Source organism: Flavonifractor sp. An92, assembly GCF_002159175.1.
GTDB lineage: Bacteria > Bacillota > Clostridia > Oscillospirales > Oscillospiraceae > Pseudoflavonifractor_A.
This window is the reverse complement of the sequence record NZ_NFGZ01000006.1, coordinates 121,486-143,924: the sequence shown is the minus strand read 5'-3', so window position 1 is coordinate 143,924 and position 22,439 is coordinate 121,486. Positions and strand designations below refer to the sequence as shown.

The following is a 22,439-nucleotide window of genomic DNA, read 5'->3' as shown; positions in this document are numbered from 1 at the left end:
AAAGGAAGTGGCCCTATGCGCCATCCCATCGTCACCATTGAGCTCTCCAACGGCAAACAGATCGTCTGCGAGCTCTACCCCGAGGAGGCCCCCAACACGGTCAACAGCTTCCTCTATCTGGCCCGGCTGGGCTGTTTCGACGGCCACACCGTGGAGCGCCTGGTGCCCGGCTATGTGGCCGATATGAGCTTTACCGCCTTCGGCCGGGAGGAGGCCAAGTACCTCATCCCCTACGAGGCCCAGACCCACGGCTTCCCCAACCACCTGGAGGTGGTCCCGGGCACCATTGCCATGGGCGGCTATGAAAACGGCATCGCCGGGGGAGAGTTCTTCTTCCCCCTGGCGGAGGACCCCCGGCTGGGCTTCCACTATCCGGCCTTCGGCAAGGTTATCGAGGGCATGGAGGAGATCCGCCGCTGGGACAGCCTGGAGGTGCGCCCGGTGGAGATCCACCTGGGTCCCGGCGTCACCGTCACTGCCCCCGTGGAGCCCATTGTCCTGAAGAAGGTCCGGGTGGAGACCTTTGGGGAGGAATATCCGCCCCCGGCCCGCCTGGAGGGGGCAGAGCTGCCGGAGAACTGGCACTGAGTGTCCATAAAAGAAGGAGGCGTCCGCAGTATGCGGACGCCTCCTTTGCGTTTTCAGCAGGCCGGTCAGCGGGTCTGGCCGGTGCCGTAGATGATGAATTTGCTGCTGGTCAGCTCCTCCAGGCCCATGGGGCCACGGGCGTGCATCTTCTGGGTGGAGATGCCGATCTCGGCCCCCAGGCCGAACTCGCCGCCGTCGGTGAAGCGGGTGGAGGCGTTCACATACACCGCCGCCGCGTCCACCTCATCCAGGAAGCGCTGGGCGGTGAAGTAGTTGTTGGTGACGATGGCCTCCGAGTGGCCGGAGCTGTGCTTGGCGATGAAGTCGATGGCCTCGTCAGGGCCGGAGACCACCTTGCAGGCCAGGATGTAGTCCAGAAACTCGGTGTCCCAGTCCTCGGCCACGGCGGACTTTACCCAGTCGCCCAGGATGGCCCGGGTCTCGGGGCAGCCCCGCAGCTCCACGTTCTTGGTTCTCAGCAGCTCCCAGGCCATGGGCAGGAAGTCGGCGGCCACCGCCCGGTCCACCAGCACGCACTCGGCGGCGTTGCACACCGAGGGGCGGGAGCACTTGGCGTTGAAGAGGATGCGGCCGGCCATGTCCAGGTCGGCCTCGCCGTCCACATAGATGTGGCAGATGCCCACGCCGGTCTGGATGACGGGGACCCGGGCGTTCTCCACCACCGAGCGGATGAGCCCGCCGCCGCCCCGGGGGATGAGCACATCCAGGTATTCCGTCAGGTTCATCAGGGCCGTGGCGCTCTCCCGGCTGGTGTCGTGGACCAGGGCGATGCAGTCCCGGGGGAGGCCGGCCTCCTCCAGGGCGTCCCGCATGATGGCCACCATGGCGCAGCTGGAGCGGAAGGCCTCCTTGCCGCCCCGGAGGATGACCGCGTTGCCCGACTTGAGGCAGAGGGCGGCGGCGTCCACGGTGACGTTGGGGCGGGCCTCGTAGATGATGCCGATGACCCCCAGGGGGACCCGGCGCTTGCCGATGGTCATGCCGTTGGCGTGGTTGAACATGCGGGTGACCTGTCCGATGGGGTCGGGGAGGGCCTTCACCTGGCGGACACCGTCCACGATACCGGCCATGCGCCCCTCGTCCAGGGCCAGGCGGTCCAGCATGGCGGGGCGGAGCCCGGCGGCGCGGGCGGCGGCCAGGTCCTCGGCGTTGGCGGAGAGGACCTCCTGTTTCCGGCGCTCCAGCGCGGCGGCGATGGCCTCCAGCGCGGCGTCCTTGCGGGCCGAGCCCGCCACGGCCAGGACACGCCCGGCGGCCTTGGCGGCCAGGCCCTGGGTTTCCAGCTGAGTCATAGTGATCCACTCCTTTTCAGTTTGAATGGGGACCGCGTGGAGCGGTCCGGGTCAGGTTTTGGCGGAAAAACGGGTGCCGATATTCTTGCCCGCCACGATGTCGTAGAGCTCCTCCATCCGCGCACCGTTGGAGATGACCATGTCGATGCCGGCGTCCAGGGCCAGCTGGGCGGCGTGGAGCTTGGTGGCCATACCGCCGGTGCCCCGCCAGGTGCCCGCGCCGCCCGCCATGGCCCGCAGCTCCGGAGTGATGGCGGAGACGTGGTGGATGAGCTTGGCGTCGGGGTGGGTGCGGGGGTCGGCGTCATAGAGGCCGTCGATGTCGCTGAGCAGCACCAGAAGGTCGGCCTTGCACAGCCGGGCCACGATGGCGGACAGGGTGTCGTTGTCGCCCAGGACCTTGCAGCGGCCGGTTTCGATCTCGGCGGAGGAGACCGAGTCGTTTTCGTTTACCACCGGGATGACCCCCAGCTCCAGCAGCGCGGAGAAGGTGCTGGACAGGTGCTCGGCCCGGATGGGGTCCTCCACATCGTCGCCGGTGAGGAGGATCTGGGCCACCGTGCGGTTGTATTCGGAAAAGAGCTTGTCATAGAGGTGCATCATCATGCACTGGCCCACAGCGGCGGTGGCCTGCTTCATGCGCAGCTCGGTGGGGCGCTCCTCCAGGCGGAGCTTTTTGGTGCCCACGCCGATGGCGCCGGAGGAGACCAGGATGATCTCGTGCCCCATGCCCTTCAGGTCGGCCAGGGTGCGGGTGAGATGCTCCATGTTCTGTAAATTCATGCTGCCGCTGGAACGGGTGAGGGTGGAAGTGCCCACCTTCACCACGATACGCTGCGGCTTGAGATCCGCGTTCAAATCGTTCACGCTCCCGGTCCGGCCCCCTACGGGGGCCGGTGTGTTGAGATGAAAAAAGTATAACATAAAAACCCGAATGAATAAAGACTGAACTTTGCAGTTAAGCTGAAATGGGGATAAGAGGGGCCTAAAGTTGAAATTTTTGTGCGTTTTTCCCGTGTTTTATTATTGAAATTCCGGTTAAATTGGAGTACAATATGCTCCGTCAATGGAACGGAACTGTCAAAGGGGTGAGTGGATCGCGTGCTGAATATCGTTTTGGTGGAGCCTGAAATCCCCATGAATACGGGCAATATCGCCCGGACCTGCGCCGCCACGCGCAGCCGGCTCCATCTCATCAAGCCTCTGGGGTTTGACATCAGCGACAAGGCGGTCAAGCGGGCCGGCCTGGATTACTGGCATATGGTGGATCTCCATGTGTATGAGAACATGGAAGATTTCTTCGCGCGCACCGGAGCCACGGATCTCTGGCTGGCCACGGCCAAGGCCCCACGTCCCTATACGGAGGCGGAGTTCCGCCCGGACTGCTGGCTGCTGTTCGGGAAGGAGACCGCCGGTCTGCCCGAATCGCTGCGCTCGGCGTTCCCGGAGCGGTGCATTCGCATCCCCATCCGGAACGGGGCGCGCTGTCTCAACCTGGCCAACTCGGTGGCCGTGCTGGCCTTCGAGGCCCTGCGCCAGTGGGGCTTCCCCGGGCTGGGCCTGTCCGGCACGGAGGAGTGAGACCGGCAGTCCGTACCATTCTTCTCCGAATTTCCATTTTATCGGAATCTGAAAGGAGTCAATTGACATGAACTACAATAAGAAGACCGTCAAGGACATCGACGTGAAGGGCAAGAAGGTCCTGCTGCGCTGCGACTTCAACGTGCCCATGGCCAAGGACGGCAGCGGCGTCATCACCGACGACAAGCGCATCCGCGCTGCCCTGCCCACCATCCAGTACCTGCTGGAGCAGAATGCCGCCGTCATCGCCTGCTCCCACATGGGCAAGCCCGTCGCTACCTTCGACTCTTATGTGAAGAAGCAGGCTGAGAAGGGCAAGGACCCCGCCTCCATCACCGAGGAGCAGTGGAAGAAGTCCCTGGCTCAGCTGTCCCTGAAGCCCGTGGCCAAGCGCCTGAGCGAGCTGCTGGGCAAGGAAGTCATCATGGCCGACGATGTGGTGGGCCCCGATGCCATGGCCAAGGCCGCCGCTCTGCAGCCCGGCCAGATCCTGCTGCTGGAGAACACCCGCTTCGAGAAGGGTGAGACCAAGAACGATCCCGAGCTGGCCAAGAAGATGGCTTCCATGGCCGAGGTCTATGTGTCCGACGCCTTCGGCGCCGTGCATCGCGCTCACGCCTCCACCGCCGGCGTGGCCGACTACCTGCCTGCCGTCAGCGGCTTCCTGATCCAGAAGGAGCTGGAGATCATCGGCGGCGCTCTGGCTAACCCCAAGCGTCCTCTGGTGGCCATCCTGGGCGGCAGCAAGGTCTCCTCCAAGATCGGCGTCATCAACAACCTCCTGGAGATCGCCGATACCATCATCATCGGCGGCGGCATGGCCTACACCTTCTCCGCCGCTCAGGGCGGCAAGGTGGGCGACAGCCTGCTGGAGGCCGACTGGGAGGAGTACGCCAACGACATGGTGAAGAAGGCCGCTGAGAAGGGCGTCAAGCTCCTGCTGCCCGTGGACACCGTCGTTGCCAACGCCTTTGCCGCCGACGCCGAGAGCAAGGTGGTCAAGAATGGCGAGATCCCCGACGGCTGGCAGGGCCTGGACATCGGTCCTGAGACCGTGAAGCTGTACTGCGACGCCGTGAAGGGCGCCGGCACCGTGATCTGGAACGGCCCCATGGGCGTGTTCGAGTTCCCCGCCTTTGCCAAGGGCACCGAGGCTGTGGCCGAGGCTCTGAGCCAGACCAGCGCCATCACCATCATCGGCGGCGGCGACTCCGCCGCGGCCGTGCAGCAGCTGGGCTATGCCGATAAGATGACCCACATCTCCACCGGCGGCGGCGCTTCCCTCGAGTTCATGGAGGGCAAGGAGCTGCCCGGCGTGGCCTGCCTGCTGGACGCTTAAGAAGCGCGCAGGGTAGGCGCATAGGGAAGCCAAGGAAGGGCACAGACGAAAAAACAGGCGACGGGCGCAGCCCGGAGCGGCATTTTTCGCGGAGCCCGCATTTGGCGACCCGGCCATGCGCCCAACCCGAAGCGTGACAAGAAGCGCAGAGCGCCCCCAAGCGGAGGGCGCGGCGCGTGACAAAGAGCGCGCAACCCGGCGCTCGCGGCAGCGTGGGCGCCGCCCAGAATGCGCACAACCTGCCAAATCCGGTCGGACCGCGGACGGTTTGAGCCGTTTTCAGACCTGATTTTACGAAAAGCGCGGAGAAATTGCGGGAAAACGCTTGACAATCCAAGCGGATAACGTAAAATAATTGAATTGGGCCGGAAGTGCATACCTCCGGCCCAATTCGTGAAACCGTTTGACCGTGCCGCTGCAATACTGCACGAAGAACCATGAGGAGGCAATTATCCAATGAACAGAAGATACCGCAAGACCATCATCGCCGGCAACTGGAAGATGAACAAGACCCTGTCTGAGACCCGTGCCTTCGCCGAGGAGCTCAAGCCCCTGCTGGGCAAGCCCAAGTGGTGCGAGGTGGTGCTGTGTGTGCCCTACGTGAACATCCCCTCTGCCGTGCGCCTGTTCAAGGAGTGCCGCGTGGCCATCGGCGCGGAGAACGTGCACTATGAGTCCCACGGCGCCTACACCGGTGAGGTTTCCGCCGACATGCTCAAGGAGCTGGGCGTGAAGTACGTCATCATCGGCCACTCCGAGCGCCGCACCTACTACAACGAGACCGACTTCACCGTCAACAAGAAGGTCCACGCCGCCCTGGAGGCCGGCCTGTACCCCATCGTCTGCGTGGGCGAGAGCCTGGAGCAGCGCGAGCTGGGCGTCACCATGGACCTGATCTCCTACCAGGTGAAGGCCGCTCTGGCCGGCGTGCCCGCCGAGAAGATGCGCCATGTGGTCATCGCCTACGAGCCCCTGTGGGCCATCGGCACCGGCAAGACCGCCACTGCTGAGCAGGCCGGCGAGGTCTGCGAGGCCATCCGCGCTGTTATCCGCAAGCTGTACGGCGCCCGCGTGGCCCGCTCCGTGACCATCCAGTACGGCGGCTCCATGAACGCCAAGAACGCCCACGAGCTGCTGGCTCAGCCCGACGTGGACGGCGGCCTCATCGGCGGCGCTGCTCTGAAGGCCCCTGACTTCGTGCAGATCGTCAACGCGGCCAATCAGGAATAATCAGAACCGAGGTTTCTCTATGAGTAAAACTCCGACTACTCTCATCATTATGGACGGCTTCGGCCTGAGCAGCGAGGAGAAGGGCAACGCCATCCGCAGCGCCCGCACCCCCTTCCTGGACAAGGTGTTCTCCACCTGCCCCGGCTGCCAGCTCTCCGCCTCCGGCCTGGATGTGGGTCTGCCCGAGGGGCAGATGGGCAACTCCGAGGTGGGGCACACCAACATCGGCGCCGGCCGAGTGGTGTTCCAGGACCTGCCCCGCATCACCAAGGCGGTGCAGGACGGCACCTTCTTTGAGAACGAAGCCTATTGCGAGGCCATGGACGACTGCAAGGAGCGGGGCACTGCCCTGCACCTGATGGGCCTTCTGAGCGACGGCGGCGTCCACAGCCACATCACCCACGTCTTTGCCCTGCTGGAGATGGCCAAGCGCCGCGGCGTGAGCAAGGTCTATGTCCACTGCTTCCTGGACGGGCGCGACGTGCCCCCCTCCTCCGGCAAGGGCTATGTGGCCCAGCTGGTGGAGAAGTGCAAGGAGATCGGCATCGGCCAGATCGCCACGGTGATGGGCCGCTTCTATGCCATGGACCGCGACAAGCGCTGGGAGCGCCTGCAGCGTGCCTATGACGCCATCGCCAACGGCGAGGCCCCCTTCGAGGCCGACCCCGTGGCGGCCGTGCAGAAGTCCTACGATGCCGGCGTCACCGACGAGTTTATGGAGCCCGTGGTGTGCACCGAGAAGGCCACCGTCAACGAGGGCGATTCCGTGATCTTCTTCAACTTCCGCCCCGACCGGGCCCGGGAGATCACCCGCTGCTTCGTGGACCCCGCCTTCACCGACGTGGTGCGCAAGAAGGGCTACTATCCTGTCACCTATGTGTGCACCACCGAGTACGACGCCACCATGCCCAACGTGTCGGTGGCCTTCCCCCACAAGGAGCTGCACAACATCTTTGGTGAGTATATCAGCCAGCTGGGCCTCACGCAGCTGCGCATCGCCGAGACCGAGAAGTACGCCCATGTGACCTTCTTCTTCAACGGCGGCGCCGAGCAGGTGTTCCCCGGCGAGGACCGGGTGCTGATCCCCTCCCCCAAGGTCGCCACTTATGACCTGAAGCCCGACATGAGCGCCCATGAGGTGGCCGATGAGGCCGTCAAGCGCATCGAGAGCGGCAACTACGACGTCATCATCCTGAACTTCGCCAACTGCGACATGGTGGGCCATACCGGCGTGTATGAGGCCGCCCGCCTGGCGGTGGAGACGGTGGACGAGTGCGTGGGCCAGGTGGTAGAGGCGACCTCCAAGATGGGCGGCATCTCCCTCATCACCGCCGACCACGGCAATGCCGACCGCATGCTGGAGCCCGACGGCACCACCCCCTACACCGCCCACACCACTAACCCGGTGCCCTTCTATATCGTGGGCGCCGACGTGAAGCTGCGCAACGGCAAGCTGGCCGACATCGCCCCCACCATGCTGGACCTGATGGGTCTGGAGAAGCCGGCGGAGATGGACGGCACCACCCTGATCGAGAATTGATCGACGCGCCTGTGGGCGCGGAAACCAAGTCAGCCCCCCGGCCGGCCTTCGGGCCGGCAGCTCTCCGCCGCCTGCGGAGGGTGGGCACAGATAAACCAAAGGCCTGTCCATCCGGGCGGGCAGCCGGCTCAGCCGGCGGAGGGTATCCTGCCCTCCCATTTTGAAAGGAGTAGATTTCCCATGAAGCAGATCATCGAAATCGTTGACGTTGTCGGGCGCGAGATCCTGGACTCCCGCGGCAATCCCACCGTTGAGGTCGAGGTCTATCTGGAGGACGGCGTTGTCGGCCGCGCTTCCGTGCCTTCCGGCGCTTCCACCGGCGTGCACGAGGCCTGCGAGCTGCGCGACGGCGACAAGAGCCGTTACCTGGGCAAGGGCGTGCTGAAGGCCGTCGAGAATGTCAATACCGAGATCGCTGAGTGCCTGGTGGGCATGAACGTGCTGGACCAGACCGCCATCGACAAGGCCATGATCGAGCTGGACGGCACCCCCAACAAGAGCCGTCTGGGCGCCAACGCCATCCTGGGCGCCTCCCTGGCCTGCGCCAAGGCCGCTGCTGAGAGCCTGGGCACCAGCCTGTACAACTATATCGGCGGCGTCAACGCCAAGACCCTGCCTGTTCCCATGATGAACATCCTGAACGGCGGCGCTCACGCCACCAACAACGTGGACATCCAGGAGTTCATGATCATGCCCGTGGGCGCTTGCTGCTGGAAGGAAGCTCTGCGGATGTGCGCCGAGGTCTTCCACACCCTGAAGACCGTCCTGAAGGAGAACGGCACCCCCGCCGCCGGCGTGGGCGACGAGGGCGGCTACGCCCCCAACCTGAAGAAGGACGAGGACGCCTTCAAGTGCATCGTGGCTGCCATCGAGAAGGCCGGCTACAAGCCCGGCGAGGACTTCAAGATCGCCATCGACGCCGCTGTGTCCGACTGGTACAACGCTGAGACCGGCTGCTATGACCTGCCCAAGGCCAAGAAGACCATGACCAAGCAGCAGATGGTCAACATGTGGAAGAAGTTCGCCGACAACTACCCCATCATCTCCATGGAGGACTGCATGGGCGAGGACGACATCGAGGGCTGGCAGATGCTGACCAAGGCTCTGGGCAATCGCGTGCAGCTGGTGGGCGACGACCTGTTCGTCACCAACACCGAGCGCCTGAAGATGGGCCTGGAGAACAAGATCGCCAACGCCATCCTCATCAAGGTCAACCAGATCGGCACCCTGACCGAGACCCTGGACGCCATCCAGATGGCCAACCGCGCCGGCTACACCGCCGTCGTGTCTCACCGCTCCGGCGAGACCGAGGATGCCACCATCGCTGACATCGTGGTGGGCACCAACGCTGGCCAGATCAAGACCGGCGCTCCCAGCCGTACCGACCGTGTGGCCAAGTACAACCAGCTGCTCCGCATCGAGGAGGAGCTGGGCGACGTGGCTCAGTACCTGGGCAAGGACGCCTTCTTCAACCTGAAGTAAGCGAAGGAACCACAAGGGGCCGCTGCCAAAGGCAGCGGCCCCTTTTTTTACTCGTTCATCTCGAAATTACCACTGCATTTCCCACAGATCATCCATGGTAATGACAGGCTCATCCTCTCCAGGGGCAGTGGGTACGGTCTTTTGCGTGGGGACCGAGGAGGTCTCCCAGGAGCCGTCCAACCGGCCCAGATAGCGCCCGGCGACGGACAGAGTGCCGGAGCCGCTGAGGCCGTTAGACGCCATGGAGAGGGTAAATTCCACCGGTGTGGTCCCCGCCACGGCCAGGCGCAGGTCCAACCCGGCCTGGGTGAGAGCACCGTCCTTCACCGCAGCCGTAAAGGAGAAGGAGAACTCCGGCAGGTCGCCCGCCAGACCCAGCAGGTCGCTGAGGTCCATCTCGTCCAGCAGCCCCAGCTTTTGGGCCTGGGCGGCCAGGGTGGCCCAGCTGTGCTTGACCTGATAGGTGGTGGTGCCGCCGCTCTCTTTGACGGTGAAGCAGTTGTCCCCCAGCAGGACCTGGAGGAACAGCGCCGTCTCCTGAGCATTGGTGCTCATTCCTGTATAGCCGCTGCCGGAGTACAGAGTGGTCAGAAGGGTACCCACGGTAATATCGGATGTCTCAGACAACTGGAAGCCATCCAGCACCAGCCAGGTCTCCGCGTCCATCAGGCCATCGGTGAGGAGGGGCATCAGAGCGCCCCGCAGGTAGCACACGCCCTCCTCCCCGTTGAGGATGAGCTCCAGACCCGCGCCGTTCAGGTCCGTCAGAACCGTCTCTGCGTCCTCCGGAAGCTGGGAAAAGAGGGTGTCGGCCATATCGCCGGCGTCCAGGTCCAGCTTCACGCTGGCGCTGACCATCCGGCCATCTCCACGGGTGAGGCCCTCGCCGGTGAGGGTAAATGCGGCGGTGTCGTTCTCCTTCTCGCCATAGAGGGTACCGGACAGCTGGAAGGTCTCGCTGCTCTGATAGACCTGCTCCGGGTCCACAGAAGCCATGGAGGCGGCCAGCAGGGCGTTGAGGTGGGTGAAATTCTGGTCGATATCCGCGGCCATGGCGTCCCAGTCGGTGAGGTAGGCCACTTCCAGATAGTCATTCCACGCCACTTCCAGGCCCATGGCCTCGGCGGCAAAGCGCACAGGGATGTACACCCGCCCGTTCTGGGCGTAGGGGGTGAGGCCCATGTCCACCTCATGGAGCTGATCGCCCTCGTTCCAGGTGAGGACCGTGCTGTCCACATCCAGCTCCAGCACGTCGCCGCTCTCCAGTGCGGCGGTGATGTGGCCCTTCTCATAGGTCACCTTTGCGCCCATAGCCTCGAAAAAGGCCCGGAAGGGCACCATGGTCCGCCCCTCCACCGCCAGGGGGGCGGCGTCGCCGAAGGTCATCCACTCGCCGTTGAGTGAGACATTGATGCCGCTGGGGTAGGGCATGCCCAGCTCGGTTTTCAGCTCCTCCAGATAGGCGTCGTCGTCCCACTGGTCGGGGTAGTAGACCTCCATCCAGGCGGTGAGATCGGTGTCGTACCGGTCGATCAGGGACCAGACGTCGTTCTCGTAGGCACTCCAGTAGGCCCACCACTGGTCCTCGGTCCAGCTTTCAGCGGCCTGGGTCTGCTCGGCGGTCCAGCTGTGCCAGGGGCCCGCCGCCTGATAGAGGGCCTCGCCCTCGGAATTGTTCGGCTCCTCCGGAGAGGCGATGACGATGGTGGTGGGACCGTCGGCGCCGCCGATGATCCCCAGGTCGTAGGCGCTGGCCGATGCCGGGACCAGACCGGCCAGCACCGCCACGACTACGCAAAGACTTAGCAGTTTTTTCACAAAAATCAACCTCTTTTTCAAAATGGTTTTGTGCTTAATTCCAGTATAGCGGATGGAAGGCCCCTTGTCCAGCCCCCGGACGCCACCATCCGACGCTTCCACCTCTGGACGGAAGCGGGCCTTTTGGAGTACAATGGAGACAACTGTGATACAAAGGAGAAACCTCATGGATCAGATCATTTCCATCCTGGCCCGGGAGCTGGACCGCAGCGAGGAGCATGTGGCCAACGTGGTGCAGCTCATCGACGAGGGCAACACCATCCCCTTTATCGCCCGCTACCGCAAGGAGCTCCACGGCGCCATGGACGACACCACCCTGCGCACCCTGGCCGACCGGCTGGAGTACCTGCGCAACCTGGACAAGCGCCGGGAGGAGGTCAAGACCTCCATTGAGAACCAGGGCAAGCTCACCGAAGAGCTGGCCGCCGCCATCGACGGCGCGGTCACCCTGGCCGAGGTGGAGGACCTCTACCGCCCCTACAAGCCCAAGCGCCGCACCCGCGCCACCGTGGCCCGGGAGAAGGGGCTCCAGCCCCTGGCCGACCTCCTCTTTACCCAGGGGAACGACTGCCCCCAGCCGGAGCAGGCGGCGGCGGACTTTGTGGACCCGGAGAAGGGCGTGGAGACCGTGGCCGATGCCCTCCAGGGGGCCAGCGACATCATCGCCGAGGCCATTTCCGACGACGCGGAGGTACGCAAGCGCCTGCGCTCGCTGTACTGGGCCCGGGCTGTGCTGGTCTCCCGCAAGGCCAAGGAAGACACCCCCGACAGCGTCTACCGCCTCTACTACGACTTCCGCACCCCGGTAAACAAGGCCCAGGGCCACCAGGTCCTGGCCATCAACCGGGGCGAGCGGGAGGAGTTTCTGAAGGTGTCCATCGAGCTGGACCGGGAGGAGGCCCTCATCGTGGTGCGCCGGGCGGTGATCGTGCCCGGCTCTCCCGCCATGGCCTTCATCCGCACTGTGGCCGAGGACGCCTACGACCGGCTCATCGCCCCCAGCATGGAGCGGGAGACCCGCAACCTCCTCACCGAGCAGGCTGACGAGGGCGCCATCCACATGTTCGGCATCAACCTGAAACCCCTCCTGATGCAGCCGCCGGTGAAGGGCTTCGTCACCATGGGCCTGGACCCCGGCTACCGCAACGGCTGCAAGGTGGCGGTGGTGGACGGCACCGGCAAGGTGTTGGACACCGCGGTGGTCTACCCCACCTTTAACGAGCGCCGCGAACGGGAGGCCATGGACACCCTGAAAGCACTCATCCAGAAGCACGGCGTGGCCCGCATCGCCATCGGCAACGGCACCGCCAGCCGGGAGACCGAGCAGATGACCGCCCAGATGCTCAAGGAGCTGCCCGCCGGGAGCGTCAGCTACATGGTGGTCAGCGAGGCGGGCGCTTCGGTGTATTCCGCCTCCAAGTTGGCCGCCGAGGAGTTCCCCGACTACGATGTGAACCTGAGAAGCGCCGTGTCCATCGCCCGGCGGCTCCAGGACCCCCTGGCCGAGCTGGTGAAGATCGACCCCAAGGCCATCGGCGTGGGCCAGTACCAGCACGACATGCCCCAGGCCCGGCTGGACGAGACCCTGAAGGGCGTGGTGGAGGACTGCGTCAACGCCGTGGGCGTGGATGTGAATACCGCCTCGGCGCCCCTTCTCACTCAGGTGGCGGGCCTCAACAACACTACCGCCAAGAACATCGTGAAATACCGGGAGGAGAACGGCCCCTTCACCACCCGCAAGCAGATCCTGAAGGTGCCCAAGCTGGGCCCCAAGGCCTTCGAGCAGTGCGCCGGCTTCCTGCGGGTGCCGGAGAGCAAGAACATGCTGGACCACACCGGCGTCCACCCGGAGAGCTACACCGCCGCGGAGAAGCTGCTGGCGCTGTGCGGCTATACCCTCAGCGACGTGGCGGCGGGGAATCTGTCCCAGCTCAGTGCGAAAGTGGCCGACTACGGCGAGGAGAAGGCCGCGGAGGAGTGCGGTGTGGGCGTGCCCACCCTCCGGGACGTGGTGAAGGAGCTCCTGAAACCCGGCCGGGACCCCCGTGACGAGCTGCCGCCCCCCATGCTCCGCACCGACGTGATGGAGATGAAGGACTTGAAGCCCGGCATGGAGCTTACCGGTACGGTGCGCAACGTCATCGACTTCGGCGCCTTCGTGGATATCGGCGTCCACCAGGACGGCCTGGTCCATATCTCCCAGCTCAACGTGAACCGACGGGTGAAGCACCCCTCCGAGGTCCTCTCGGTGGGGGATGTGGTCACCGTCTGGGTGAAAGAGGTGGATGTGCCCAAGAAGCGCATTTCCCTCACCATGCGGCCTCCCAAGGCCTAAAAACCACCGTGCAACCTGAGGTTGCCTGAAATTTTCCACAAAGAACCCCCGGGTTGGTGGCCTTTTGGCCCTCTGCCCGGGTAGGATAGGGGCAGAACGGAGGAATGGATATGTCGATATTTTCCCAGAATCTGCCCAAGCTCCGCCGCCGGGCGGGCTACACCCAGGAGGGGCTGGCCGAGGCCCTGGGGGTGTCCCGCCAGGCGGTGGGGAAGTGGGAGGCGGGTCAGACCCTGCCCGAGGCGGCCACCCTGCTGGAACTGGCGGAGCTGCTGGACTGCTCTCTGGACCAGCTCATGCGCTTTCCTCTGGAGGAGGAGCCGCTGCCGCCGGAACCGGAACCAGAACCGGACGGCGGCGAGGAGGTGTGGCGGGTCTATGAGCGCCACATGAACCATTTTGCCGTCCAGATCTCCTCCGGTGTGGCCCTGTGCCTCATGGGCGTGGCGGCGCTGCTGGCCTTGCTGGCAGTGGGGGGACCGGTTCCGGGGATTATGGCGCTGTTCTTTTACCTGGCGGCGGCGGTGTTCCTCTTCGTGCGGGGCGGCATGGAGCACGACGCCTTCCGCCGGAGCCATCCGGTCATCCCGGACTACCGGGATGTGGAGGAAATGGAGCGCTTCCGGCGCATCTTCGGAATCGGCATAGCTCTGGCCATCGCCGCCATCCTAGCCGATGTGGCCCTGCTAGTGGGGCTGGTCGCCATGGCCCTCCGGGTGGGCTGGAAGCCGGTCTGCCTCCCGGCGGCCCTCTTTTTCCTCATCCTGGGCGGCGCAGTGGGGACCATCGTGCTGCTGGGGCTTTGGATGGAGAAGTACGACCTGGAGGGCTGGGCCCGGGAGTCCCACGGCCAGGCCAAGCTGGAGCAGCGGGTGGAGGAGCAGGTACAGCGGGAGCTGGAACAGGCTCTGACCGGCCAGGGAAGAGACTGGAGCGGCGCTATCATGCTCACCGCCACGGGTATTTTTTGGGTGGCAGGATTTCTGTTTGACGCCTGGGGCACGGCCTGGGTGGTCTTTCCCCTGGGGGGCATCCTGTGCGGCATCGTGGAGGTCCTGCAAAGAAAGCGCTGACTTTTTTCTGACAACAAAAGGTAAAGTGTGGAGCACCAATTACAATCCGTATTGCGCGATCCCCTTTCCTGGGAAAAGGTACTTGACTGTCAACCGGGTTCATCCTTTACAATGGTGTCAAAGGAGGGGATACCATGACGATCAAGGAGCTGGAGCAGCGCCTGGACCTGCCCCGGGCCAGCGTCCGCTATTACGAACAGGAGGGCCTCCTGCACCCGGGCCGCGGGGCCAACAACTACCGGGACTACACCGAGGAGGACCTGTGCACCCTGGAAAAGGTGAAGCTGCTGCGGCAGCTCCACCTGGAGGTGGACACCATCCGCCGCATCCAGGCCGGAGAACTTAGCCTGAAAGAGGCCCTGGACCGGCAGCTGGGGGAACTCTCCGCCGACCAGACCGCGCTGGAGCGCTCCTTCCGGGTGTGCCGCGCCCTGCGGGCGGAAGGGGAGAGCTACGACGCCCTGGACCCCCGGCCTTGGCTCCGGGAGCTGGAGCGGGACGTCCCGCCCCCGGCCCCTCATTTCCCACAGCCCCGGGAGACTCAGCCGCCCCCGTCGGTGGCCCCCAACCCCATCCGGCGCTGGGGCGCCCGGTTTCTGGACCTGTCCATCTGCGCCCTGCCCTGGGTGATCCTCTCCACGGCGCTGCACATCCAACTGCCGGACAACCTGATTGTCACCTGGCTGAAGAGCTATCCCGCTTACCTGCTTCTCCTGCTGGTGGAGCCGCTGCTCCTCCACACCTGGGGCTATACCCCGGGCAAGTGGCTGCTGGGCCTGAAGGTCCGGGACCGGAACGGGGAAAAGCTGACCCTCCGCCGGGCGAGACAGCGGGCGTGGCGGCTCTTCGGGAGGGGCGAGGGCTACAACATCCCCATTTACAACATCATCCGGGAGTGGAAGAGCTACCGCGCCTGCCGGGACGGGGAGCCCATGCCCTGGGACAGCGACGACGCGCTGCCGGTGGAGGAGGACCTCTCCTATGTGGCCGAGGAGCTGAAGGTCCGGCAGTTCGTCGGCTGGGTGGCGGCCGTGGTGGCGATTCTGGTCCTGACCGTACAGGTGGGATTCTTCGCACTGCTGCCCCCCTGCCGGGGAGACCTGACGGTCACCGAGTTTTCACGCAATTACAACTATTACGCGAGCCTTCTGGACCAGGACGTCCCTGCTCTAGATGAGAACGGCGTGGCCGACTCCACCTGGAGCAAGCTTCTGGACAGCGCCCTGGGCTGGTACCAGCCCAACCTGACCCTGGAAACCGACGAGACGGGGAAGGTCACCGGCTTCACCGTCACCTGGGTGAGCCGACCGGACGCGGGGGTCTACGGTGTCCCGGACCAAGCTATGGTCAACGTCCTGGCGGCGTCCCTGCTGGGAGCCCGGGAGGGCTGGTGGGCCCAGGGCTTCATGGACGACATCCTGGACTTCTCCGGTCAGCTCTCCGACCTGCCTATGGAGGGGAGCCTTTCCATAGAAGGTCTGAGCCTGGAGCGGAAGCTGGATGTGCGGGCCGGAAAATTGACCGATGTGAGCACCAACCACGATTTCTATAAGCCGGTGGGAACAGAGGACGTCCACGCCCTCCTGACCCTGACGGCCCGGATCCCGGAATAAGGAGACAACATGGACATTCTGACCTTTGACCAGGCGGGCGACCTCCTGGATGAGTTGGCCGAGGAGTTCCCGCCGGAGTTTTACGAGGACCTGAACGGCGGCATCTCCCTGCTGCCGGAGGCCATGCCCGACCCCGACTACCCGGAGGAAAACCTCTTCATCATGGGGGAGTACTGCAACGACCAGATGGGCCGGTACATCAACCTCTATTACGGCTCCTTCCTGGCCCTGGCCCAGCAGGAGCACTGGACGCGGGAGGACTGGGAGGACGAGCTCTACGACACCCTGGCCCACGAGTTCACCCACCACATTGAGGGCCTGGCCGGGGAGCGGGGCCTGGAGATCAAGGACGCGGCTTTTCTGGAACAGTACAAAAAGAAATGACAAAACCCCCGCCGGAGAGAAAACCATCTCTCCGGCGGGGGTCTTTTTGCGCCTTATGCGTCGCCTTCCAGGGCGGCGCGGTAATTTTCATAGTCGGCCGCCCAGGCTTCGTCGTCCGACTGGGCCATCAGGTCGGGCCAGCGGCGGCTGAGCTGGATGCTCAGGTAGTTGGTGAACTTCACCGCGCCCGAGCCGGTCAGATGCCGCTGGTCATAGAAGTCGTCCAGGGTCAGGCCAATCTCATCGTAGCAGTCGTTGAAGTCGTCAAAGGGCACGCCGTAGGCGGCGGCCAGGGCCTCCACAGCATCCATCCGCAGGGCCTGGGTCTCCTCCAGGGCGGTGTTGGAGGGGGACTTGATGAGCCAGAGGTCGATGTCCTTGGCCTCGCACAGGGCCACGATCTTGGCCAGGTACTCTACATTCTTGTCCAGCAGCTCCCCGCTCTCCCCCTCTTCCATGGGGATGACCTCGGGGGTGACCACCTGCTTGTCCGGCAGGAGCACATAGCCCTTGTAGGGGTCGTGGAGGTCCGAGCGCTCGGTGTTCCAGTCCGCGTCCTCCAGCTCGTCCCAGCGGCCGTGGTACTTCATAAAGTTCCAGATCAGCGGAGCCCGCTCCCCCTCGGGGGCGGAGGCGTAGGCCAGCTGGATCTTATTGAGGGACAGGGGAATGTCGTCCGTGAAGGAGAAATTCACGCCGTCGTCGTAGTACTCCTGGTCGCCCCCCATCATGTTGCACTCCACCACGATGAGCTGGGGGTCCTGGGTCTTGAGGGCCTCCTTGATGTAGTGGTAGGTGGCCCACATGGGCTGGAGCTGGGTAGCGAACACATAGCTCTTGATGCCGGTGTTGGCCCAGAGCTGGAGGGGGGACACCGAGGCGTACACATGGGAGGAGCCGAAGAACATCACGGAGAACTCCCGCTCCGGCTCGTTGTAGAAGCCGCCGATCTTCTCGGTCATGTCCCAGGGTCCCTCCAGGGACTTGCGGGCGAAGAGCCAGGTGATGGGCCCGACGGTCATGAGGAAGATGAGGGCGAACACAAACACACTGAGGAAAAACTTTTTGTTGGCTGTCATGGGTCCACCTCAGAACTGGAAATAGATGAACTGGGACTCGGAGAAGCCGGGTCCGTAGATGCCGAAAATGAGAATGAGATAGATGCACACCAGATAGCACACCCACCGCACCGGGAGGGGCAGGCGCAGCAGGTAGTCCCGCACCTGGATATGTGCGGCATTCAGCCCGTCCACCACCACCAGGGCCAGGAGGGAGAGGGCCATCACCTTCAGCTCCGGCGCGTCCAGACCCAGCGTAAACTCCGGCCCGGCGGCCACGCCGCCGGAGAGAGCCACAGCCAGGATGTCCAGCGCCGTGGAGAAGGAGGGGGCGCGGAAGAAGAGCCAGGCGAAGTCGATGAAGAGGAAGGTCACCACCACCCGCACTCCCTGCCAGACGAGGGTCTTGGTGGGGATGTGGAGGGCGGAGCAGAGCTTCTCCCGAGCGGGGCGGAGGATGTCGCCGATGACCTGATAGAGGCCGTTGAGCCCGCCCCACACCACATAGTTCCAGCTGGCTCCGTGCCACAGGCCGGAGGCCAGGAAGGTGACGAGGTTATTGAGGTACTTCCGGACCTTTCCCTTCCGGTTGCCGCCCAGGGGGATGTAGAGGTAATCCCGGAACCAGGTGGACAGGGAGATGTGCCACCGGTGCCAGAACTCCCCGCAGGACCGGGACAGGTAGGGCTGGCGGAAATTCTCCATCAGGCTGAAGCCCATGACCTGGGCCGCGCCGATGGCGATGTTGGAGTAGCCGCCGAAGTCGCAGTAGATCTGGAAGGCGAAGAGGAACACCGCCAGAACGATGGCCCAGGCGGGCATGGTAGTGTACTGGTTAAAAACGGTGTCCACCACCGTGGCCACCCGGTCGGCCACCACCATCTTCTGAAAGAGGCCCCACAGCATGAGCAGCAGGCCCGACCGGGCCCACTGGGCGTCAAAGGTGTGGCGCTCGTGGACCTGATGGAGCAGATTCTTGCTCCGCTCGATGGGGCCGGCCACCAGCTGGGGGAAGAAGGAGACGAAGAGGGCGTACCGGAAGGGGTTGCGCTCGGCCTCCACCTCGCCGCGGTAGACGTCCATGGTGTAGCTCAGGGCCTGGAAGGTGTAGAAGGAGATGCCCACGGGGAGCACCACATCAAAGACCGGCTTGTGGAGAGCGATGCCCCCCAGGGCCAGCACGGCCTCCAGGTTGTTCCAGAAAAAGTCCCAGTATTTGAAGCAGAAGAGGATGGCCAGGTTGCTGGTGAAGCTGAGGGCCACCCAAAGCTTGCGCAGCCGCGCCCGCTTGACCGCATCGCTGACCTGGTTGGCCCGATGGATGAGCAGACCGCTCAGGTAGGTGATGAGGGTGGACAGGGCCATCAGCAGGGCGTACCGGGGGTTCCAGCACATATAGAAGTAGTAGCTGGCCACCAGCAGCCACACCCACCGCACCCGGTGGGGCAGTACGAAGTAGAAAAAAGTGACCAGCGGGAAAAAGATCAGGAAGTCCAGTGAGTTGAAGAGCATCGCGCTTCCTCCTGCGCCCGGGAGCACCCGGGGTGATTGAGCAAAGGCTATTATATCACACCCGTCCACGGAAACGGAAGTACCGGCGCGTATAAAAAAGCGGACCTTCTCTTAGAGAAGGTCTGCTTTTCGAATCAAATCAGGAAGACAGGTTCACCAGAGCCTCGCCGGCGGTGTAGATGTCGCCCGCGCCCACGGTGAGGATGAGGTCCCCCTCCTGGGCCAGGTCCGCCAGAGCCTGGGTGACCTCCGGCAGCGTGGCGTAATAGCGGCTGCCGGGGATGACCTTGGCCAGGTCCGCCGAGGAGATGCCGATGTCGTTGGTCTCCCGGGCGGCGTAGATCTCGGCCAGAATGGTGATGTCGGGCTCCTGGAGCACCTTGGCGAAGTCGTCGAAGAGGGCCTTGGTACGGGAGTAGGTGTGGGGCTGGAAGGCGCAGATGACCCGCTTGTAGCCCAGGCCCTTCACCGCCCGGAACAGGGCCTCCAGCTCGCCGGGGTGGTGGGCGTAGTCGTCATAGACCTCCGCGCCGTGGTAGGTCCCCTTGTGCTCGAAGCGGCGGCCCGCACCCAGGAAGGCGCCCAGGCCCTCCTCCACGGCGGAGACGGGGAAGTGGAGGGCGATGGCCGACGCGGCGGCGGCCAGGGCGTTCTTGACGTTGTGGACGCCGGGGACCTGGAGGGCCACATGGGCGAACTTCTGGCCCTGAAGGATGATATCAAAGGCGGGCAGGCCGTTGGTCCAGGTGAGGTTGGCGGCGTGGACATCGCCCTCGTCCAGGCCGAAGGTCATCACCGGACGGGTCTCCCCCTCCAGGGTGTGCATGGTGTTGGCGTCGTCCCGGTTGGCGATGATGAGGCCGCCCTCGGGAATCCGGTCGGCGAAGGCCCGGAAGGAGTGCTCCACGTCCTCCAGGTCCTTGAAGAAGTCCAGGTGGTCGGCCTCCACGTTGAGGATGACGGCGATGGTGGGGTAGAAGTGGAGGAAGGAGTTGCAGTACTCGCAGCTCTCCAGAATGATGGTGTCTCCGTGGCCCACCCGGTGGCCGGCTCCCAGCAGGGGGAGGGTGCCGCCGATCATAACAGTGGGGTCGGCGGCGGCGGCCATGGCGATGTGGGTGCACATAGAAGTGGTGGTGGTCTTGCCGTGGGTGCCCGAGATGCAGAGGGCGTTGCGGTAGCCCCGCATGATGGAGCCCCAGGCCTGGGCCCGCTCGTAGACGGGGATGCCGGCGGCCCGGGCGGCGGCGATCTCCGGGTTGGAGTCGTGGGCGGCGGCGGTGCGGATGACGAGGTCCGCCCACGCCACGTTCTCCGCCTTCTGGCCGATGGCCACCGAGATGCCCAGGGAGCGCAGGTGCTCCACCGCGGCGCTCTCCCGCATGTCGGAGCCGGTGATGGTCATGCCCGCGCCGTGGAGGACTTCCGCCAGGGGGGCCATGGATACGCCTCCGATGCCCACTAAGTGGGCGTGGCAGCCGGGTTTCAGATAGTCGTGAATGCTGCTGTCAGTCATGGGTCATACACCCTTTCCAAATATCAAAAAATCAGCTATATTAGCCCTGTTTCGCTTCTTCGGATTTGGCGGCGTCCAGGCGGGCCTGCGCGGCCTCCCGGCGCGCCAGCTCCTCGGCCAGGGAGCGCTTGGGGCGGGCGTTGATGGTCTCACTCCACTTTGCCACCCAGGCCCGCAGCTCCTCCAGCCCCTCCTCCGAGAGGGGAAAGCTGGTGTGTTCCTCCACCTCGCTGAGGGCGTAGCCGTAGGGCCCCTCCCACACCTGGGCGAACAGGGTATTCTCCACCGGGTCCACCCGATAGCGCATCCGGCCGGCGCTGGCGGTCCAGAAATTTTCGTTTCGGAAATGGGAGAGGACGGGCAAATAGATCTCTTCCATGGGGGTCTCCTTCCTGAGGGCGGTGATCCGCCCTGAGTTCGTTCCATTATATCACAGAACCGGCGGGAGGAACAGCGGAAAAAGAGCCCCCGCCCGGAAAAAAGGGCGGGGACTCGTGGGATTCAGTTGGCGTCGGCGTAGCGGGAGAGGAACTGACGGGTGCGCTCCTCCCGGGGGTGCTCGATGACCTCCCGGGCGGGTCCCTTCTCCACAATAACGCCGCCGTCCATGAAGATGACCTCGTCGGCCACATCCCGGGCGAAGGCCATCTCGTGGGTGACGATGATCATGGTGGTCTTTTGCTCGGCCAGACTCCGGATGACCTTCAGCACCTCGCCGGTGAGCTCGGGGTCCAGGGCGGAGGTGGGCTCGTCAAAGCAGAGAATGTCGGGGTGGAGGGCCAGAGCCCGGGCGATGGCCACCCGCTGCTGCTGGCCGCCGGAGAGCTGGCTGGGGTAGTGGTTGCATCGCTCGGCCAGACCCATCTTGGCCAGCAGGGCCTCGCCCTCGGCCTGGATCTCGTCCAGAATGGCCTTCTTGTTCTGCTTGAAGTCGGGGCGCTCCTGGCTGAGCAGCTCCTTGGCCAGGGTGACGTTTTTCAGGGCCGTATACTGGGGGAAGAGGTTGAAGGACTGGAACACCATGCCGAAGTGGAGGCGCTTTTTCCGCACCTCGCTCTCCCGCTGGGTGGCGGGGTCGGAGGCGTCGAAGATCACATTGCCGTTTACCGCGATGGAGCCCTGGTCGGGCTTTTCCAGAAAGTTCAGGCAGCGCAGCAGCGTGGTCTTGCCGCTGCCGGAGGAGCCGATGATGGCCAGGGACTGGCCCTTTTCCAGGGAGAAGCTGATGTCCTCCAGCACCCGGGTGGAGCCGAAGTGCTTTTCGATGTTATGTACGTCCAAAATTGCCATGTTTGCTCCTCCTAGTTACTGAAAGAAGGCCAGTTTGCGCTCCAGCTTGCCCAAGAGCATGGTGACGATGCCGCTGAACACCAGATAGTACACCGCCGTGAAGAAGAGGGGCCACACGAGGCCAGAGATGCCGGAGTTGCCCTTCATGAAGGACTCGCCCATCCAGATGACCTCCTGCAGCGCAATGACCCGGGCCAGCGAGGTGTCCTTGACCAGGGTGATGATCTCGTTGGACATGGGGGGGACGATGCGCTTGATCATCTGGAGCAGGGTGATGTGGAAGAAGATCTGGGACTTGGTCATGCCCAGCACCTGACCGGCCTCCTGCTGCCCCTTGGGCACGCCCTGGATGCCGCCGCGGTAGATTTCCGAGAAATAGCAGGCGTAGTTGATGATGAAGGCCACACATACCGCCGTCATTCGGCCGCTCTCACCGCTGGGCCAGGTGAACCACTTCTGAATCCCGGGCACATAGAAGAGGGCGATGATCTGGAGCACCAGAGGGGTGCCCCGGATGGCCCACACCACCGTGCGGGTGACCCAGCGCAGGGGGGTGAAGCGGCTCATGGAGCCGAAGGAGATCACCAGACCCAGGGGCAGCGCTCCCACCAGGGTGAAGAAGAAGATCTGGAGGGTTTTCAGAAAGCCGCTGTTCAGGGCGGCCAGGACGGTCTGGAAGGTATCGGATGTGAAAAATTCGATCATGGTATCGTCCTCTCGAGGTGGTATGGTGGAAGAAAACCGTGGAAAGGCAGAGCGCGCTCACG

General features: G+C 64.2%; 19 protein-coding genes. 10 read left to right on the top strand and 9 right to left on the bottom strand.

What is annotated here, in order from left to right; genetic code table 11:
- Positions 1-15 precede the first annotated feature (15 nt).
- Positions 16-588 (top strand): peptidylprolyl isomerase, encoded by a 573-nt coding sequence (locus B5G43_RS06540; protein WP_087259671.1) that lies wholly within the window; start codon positions 16-18, stop codon positions 586-588.
- Between the two features lie 65 nt (positions 589-653).
- On the opposite strand, the gene B5G43_RS06535 is transcribed toward B5G43_RS06540, so the two are convergent.
- A complete protein-coding gene (locus B5G43_RS06535; RefSeq protein ID WP_087259670.1) occupies positions 654-1,901 on the bottom strand; it encodes a glutamate-5-semialdehyde dehydrogenase in 1,248 nt (415 codons plus the stop codon).
- A gap of 51 nt (positions 1,902-1,952) precedes the next feature.
- On the bottom strand, positions 1,953-2,759 hold the full coding sequence (gene proB, locus B5G43_RS06530; protein WP_242960488.1) for a glutamate 5-kinase: 807 nt from the start codon (positions 2,757-2,759) through the stop codon (positions 1,953-1,955).
- A gap of 243 nt (positions 2,760-3,002) precedes the next feature.
- Between proB and B5G43_RS06525 the strand changes: the two genes are divergently transcribed.
- From B5G43_RS06525 to eno, 5 genes are all read left to right on the top strand, one after another.
- Positions 3,003-3,482, top strand: a complete 480-nt coding sequence (locus B5G43_RS06525; protein WP_087259668.1) for a tRNA (cytidine(34)-2'-O)-methyltransferase — start codon at positions 3,003-3,005, stop codon at positions 3,480-3,482.
- A 67-nt stretch (positions 3,483-3,549) separates the two neighbouring features.
- Entirely contained in the window at positions 3,550-4,821 is a 1,272-nt protein-coding gene (locus B5G43_RS06520; RefSeq protein WP_087259667.1) for a phosphoglycerate kinase, read from the top strand.
- A gap of 456 nt (positions 4,822-5,277) precedes the next feature.
- Complete coding sequence (gene tpiA, locus B5G43_RS06515; RefSeq protein WP_087259666.1) at positions 5,278-6,051, top strand: triose-phosphate isomerase; 774 nt, start codon at positions 5,278-5,280, stop codon at positions 6,049-6,051.
- A 19-nt stretch (positions 6,052-6,070) separates the two neighbouring features.
- The gene (gene gpmI / locus B5G43_RS06510) at positions 6,071-7,591 is read left to right on the top strand and encodes a 2,3-bisphosphoglycerate-independent phosphoglycerate mutase (protein WP_087259665.1); all 1,521 of its coding nucleotides are present in this window, start codon (positions 6,071-6,073) and stop codon (positions 7,589-7,591) included.
- 180 nt (positions 7,592-7,771) lie between these two features.
- On the top strand, positions 7,772-9,073 hold the full coding sequence (gene eno / locus B5G43_RS06505; RefSeq protein WP_087259664.1) for a phosphopyruvate hydratase: 1,302 nt from the start codon (positions 7,772-7,774) through the stop codon (positions 9,071-9,073).
- 66 nt (positions 9,074-9,139) lie between these two features.
- On the opposite strand, the gene B5G43_RS06500 is transcribed toward eno, so the two are convergent.
- Positions 9,140-10,891 (bottom strand): copper amine oxidase N-terminal domain-containing protein, encoded by a 1,752-nt coding sequence (locus B5G43_RS06500; RefSeq protein WP_158097377.1) that lies wholly within the window; start codon positions 10,889-10,891, stop codon positions 9,140-9,142.
- A 166-nt stretch (positions 10,892-11,057) separates the two neighbouring features.
- On the opposite strand from B5G43_RS06500, the gene B5G43_RS06495 reads away from it, so the two are divergent.
- The 4 genes from B5G43_RS06495 to B5G43_RS06480 all read left to right on the top strand — a co-directional run bounded on the left by B5G43_RS06495 (position 11,058) and on the right by B5G43_RS06480 (position 16,296).
- Positions 11,058-13,226 carry a Tex family protein gene (locus B5G43_RS06495; protein WP_087259662.1) on the top strand — a complete coding sequence of 723 codons (2,169 nt, stop codon included), beginning with the start codon at positions 11,058-11,060 and terminating at the stop codon, positions 13,224-13,226.
- 110 nt (positions 13,227-13,336) lie between these two features.
- Positions 13,337-14,299, top strand: coding sequence for a helix-turn-helix transcriptional regulator (locus B5G43_RS06490; RefSeq protein WP_158097376.1), 963 nt, complete (start codon positions 13,337-13,339; stop codon positions 14,297-14,299).
- A gap of 134 nt (positions 14,300-14,433) precedes the next feature.
- A complete protein-coding gene (locus B5G43_RS06485) occupies positions 14,434-15,912 on the top strand; it encodes a MerR family transcriptional regulator (RefSeq protein ID WP_087259660.1) in 1,479 nt (492 codons plus the stop codon).
- A 9-nt stretch (positions 15,913-15,921) separates the two neighbouring features.
- A complete protein-coding gene (locus B5G43_RS06480; protein WP_087259659.1) occupies positions 15,922-16,296 on the top strand; it encodes a metallopeptidase family protein in 375 nt (124 codons plus the stop codon).
- A gap of 53 nt (positions 16,297-16,349) precedes the next feature.
- On the opposite strand, the gene B5G43_RS06475 is transcribed toward B5G43_RS06480, so the two are convergent.
- From B5G43_RS06475 to B5G43_RS06450, 6 genes are all read right to left on the bottom strand, one after another.
- The gene (locus B5G43_RS06475) at positions 16,350-17,375 is read right to left on the bottom strand and encodes a hypothetical protein (RefSeq protein WP_087259658.1); all 1,026 of its coding nucleotides are present in this window, start codon (positions 17,373-17,375) and stop codon (positions 16,350-16,352) included.
- A gap of 9 nt (positions 17,376-17,384) precedes the next feature.
- Positions 17,385-18,866 carry an MBOAT family O-acyltransferase gene (locus tag B5G43_RS06470; RefSeq protein ID WP_087259657.1) on the bottom strand — a complete coding sequence of 494 codons (1,482 nt, stop codon included), beginning with the start codon at positions 18,864-18,866 and terminating at the stop codon, positions 17,385-17,387.
- Positions 18,867-19,005: 139 nt separating this feature from the next.
- Positions 19,006-20,382 carry a UDP-N-acetylmuramate--L-alanine ligase gene (gene murC, locus B5G43_RS06465; RefSeq protein ID WP_087259656.1) on the bottom strand — a complete coding sequence of 459 codons (1,377 nt, stop codon included), beginning with the start codon at positions 20,380-20,382 and terminating at the stop codon, positions 19,006-19,008.
- Positions 20,383-20,422: 40 nt separating this feature from the next.
- Positions 20,423-20,761, bottom strand: a complete 339-nt coding sequence (locus B5G43_RS06460; RefSeq protein ID WP_087259655.1) for a hypothetical protein — start codon at positions 20,759-20,761, stop codon at positions 20,423-20,425.
- A gap of 122 nt (positions 20,762-20,883) precedes the next feature.
- Positions 20,884-21,672 carry an amino acid ABC transporter ATP-binding protein gene (locus B5G43_RS06455; protein ID WP_087259654.1) on the bottom strand — a complete coding sequence of 263 codons (789 nt, stop codon included), beginning with the start codon at positions 21,670-21,672 and terminating at the stop codon, positions 20,884-20,886.
- A 15-nt stretch (positions 21,673-21,687) separates the two neighbouring features.
- Positions 21,688-22,377, bottom strand: coding sequence for an amino acid ABC transporter permease (locus B5G43_RS06450; RefSeq protein WP_087259653.1), 690 nt, complete (start codon positions 22,375-22,377; stop codon positions 21,688-21,690).
- Positions 22,378-22,439 lie beyond the last annotated feature (62 nt).

Bases quoted from the DNA above. Each gene is read 5' to 3' on its own strand.
- B5G43_RS06455 (WP_087259654.1), bottom strand. From the start codon at position 21,672: ATGGCAATTTTGGACGTACATAACATCGAAAAGCACTTCGGCTCCACC.
- tpiA (WP_087259666.1), top strand. From the start codon at position 5,278: ATGAACAGAAGATACCGCAAGACCATCATCGCCGGCAACTGGAAGATG.
- gpmI (WP_087259665.1), top strand. From the start codon at position 6,071: ATGAGTAAAACTCCGACTACTCTCATCATTATGGACGGCTTCGGCCTG.
- murC (WP_087259656.1), bottom strand. From the start codon at position 20,382: ATGACTGACAGCAGCATTCACGACTATCTGAAACCCGGCTGCCACGCC.
- B5G43_RS06540 (WP_087259671.1), top strand. From the start codon at position 16: ATGCGCCATCCCATCGTCACCATTGAGCTCTCCAACGGCAAACAGATC.
- B5G43_RS06450 (WP_087259653.1), bottom strand. From the start codon at position 22,377: ATGATCGAATTTTTCACATCCGATACCTTCCAGACCGTCCTGGCCGCC.
- B5G43_RS06490 (WP_158097376.1), top strand. From the start codon at position 13,337: ATGTCGATATTTTCCCAGAATCTGCCCAAGCTCCGCCGCCGGGCGGGC.
- B5G43_RS06535 (WP_087259670.1), bottom strand. From the start codon at position 1,901: ATGACTCAGCTGGAAACCCAGGGCCTGGCCGCCAAGGCCGCCGGGCGT.
- B5G43_RS06480 (WP_087259659.1), top strand. From the start codon at position 15,922: ATGGACATTCTGACCTTTGACCAGGCGGGCGACCTCCTGGATGAGTTG.
- B5G43_RS06485 (WP_087259660.1), top strand. From the start codon at position 14,434: ATGACGATCAAGGAGCTGGAGCAGCGCCTGGACCTGCCCCGGGCCAGC.
- B5G43_RS06495 (WP_087259662.1), top strand. From the start codon at position 11,058: ATGGATCAGATCATTTCCATCCTGGCCCGGGAGCTGGACCGCAGCGAG.
- B5G43_RS06460 (WP_087259655.1), bottom strand. From the start codon at position 20,761: ATGGAAGAGATCTATTTGCCCGTCCTCTCCCATTTCCGAAACGAAAAT.
- B5G43_RS06475 (WP_087259658.1), bottom strand. From the start codon at position 17,375: ATGACAGCCAACAAAAAGTTTTTCCTCAGTGTGTTTGTGTTCGCCCTC.
- B5G43_RS06520 (WP_087259667.1), top strand. From the start codon at position 3,550: ATGAACTACAATAAGAAGACCGTCAAGGACATCGACGTGAAGGGCAAG.
- B5G43_RS06470 (WP_087259657.1), bottom strand. From the start codon at position 18,866: ATGCTCTTCAACTCACTGGACTTCCTGATCTTTTTCCCGCTGGTCACT.
- eno (WP_087259664.1), top strand. From the start codon at position 7,772: ATGAAGCAGATCATCGAAATCGTTGACGTTGTCGGGCGCGAGATCCTG.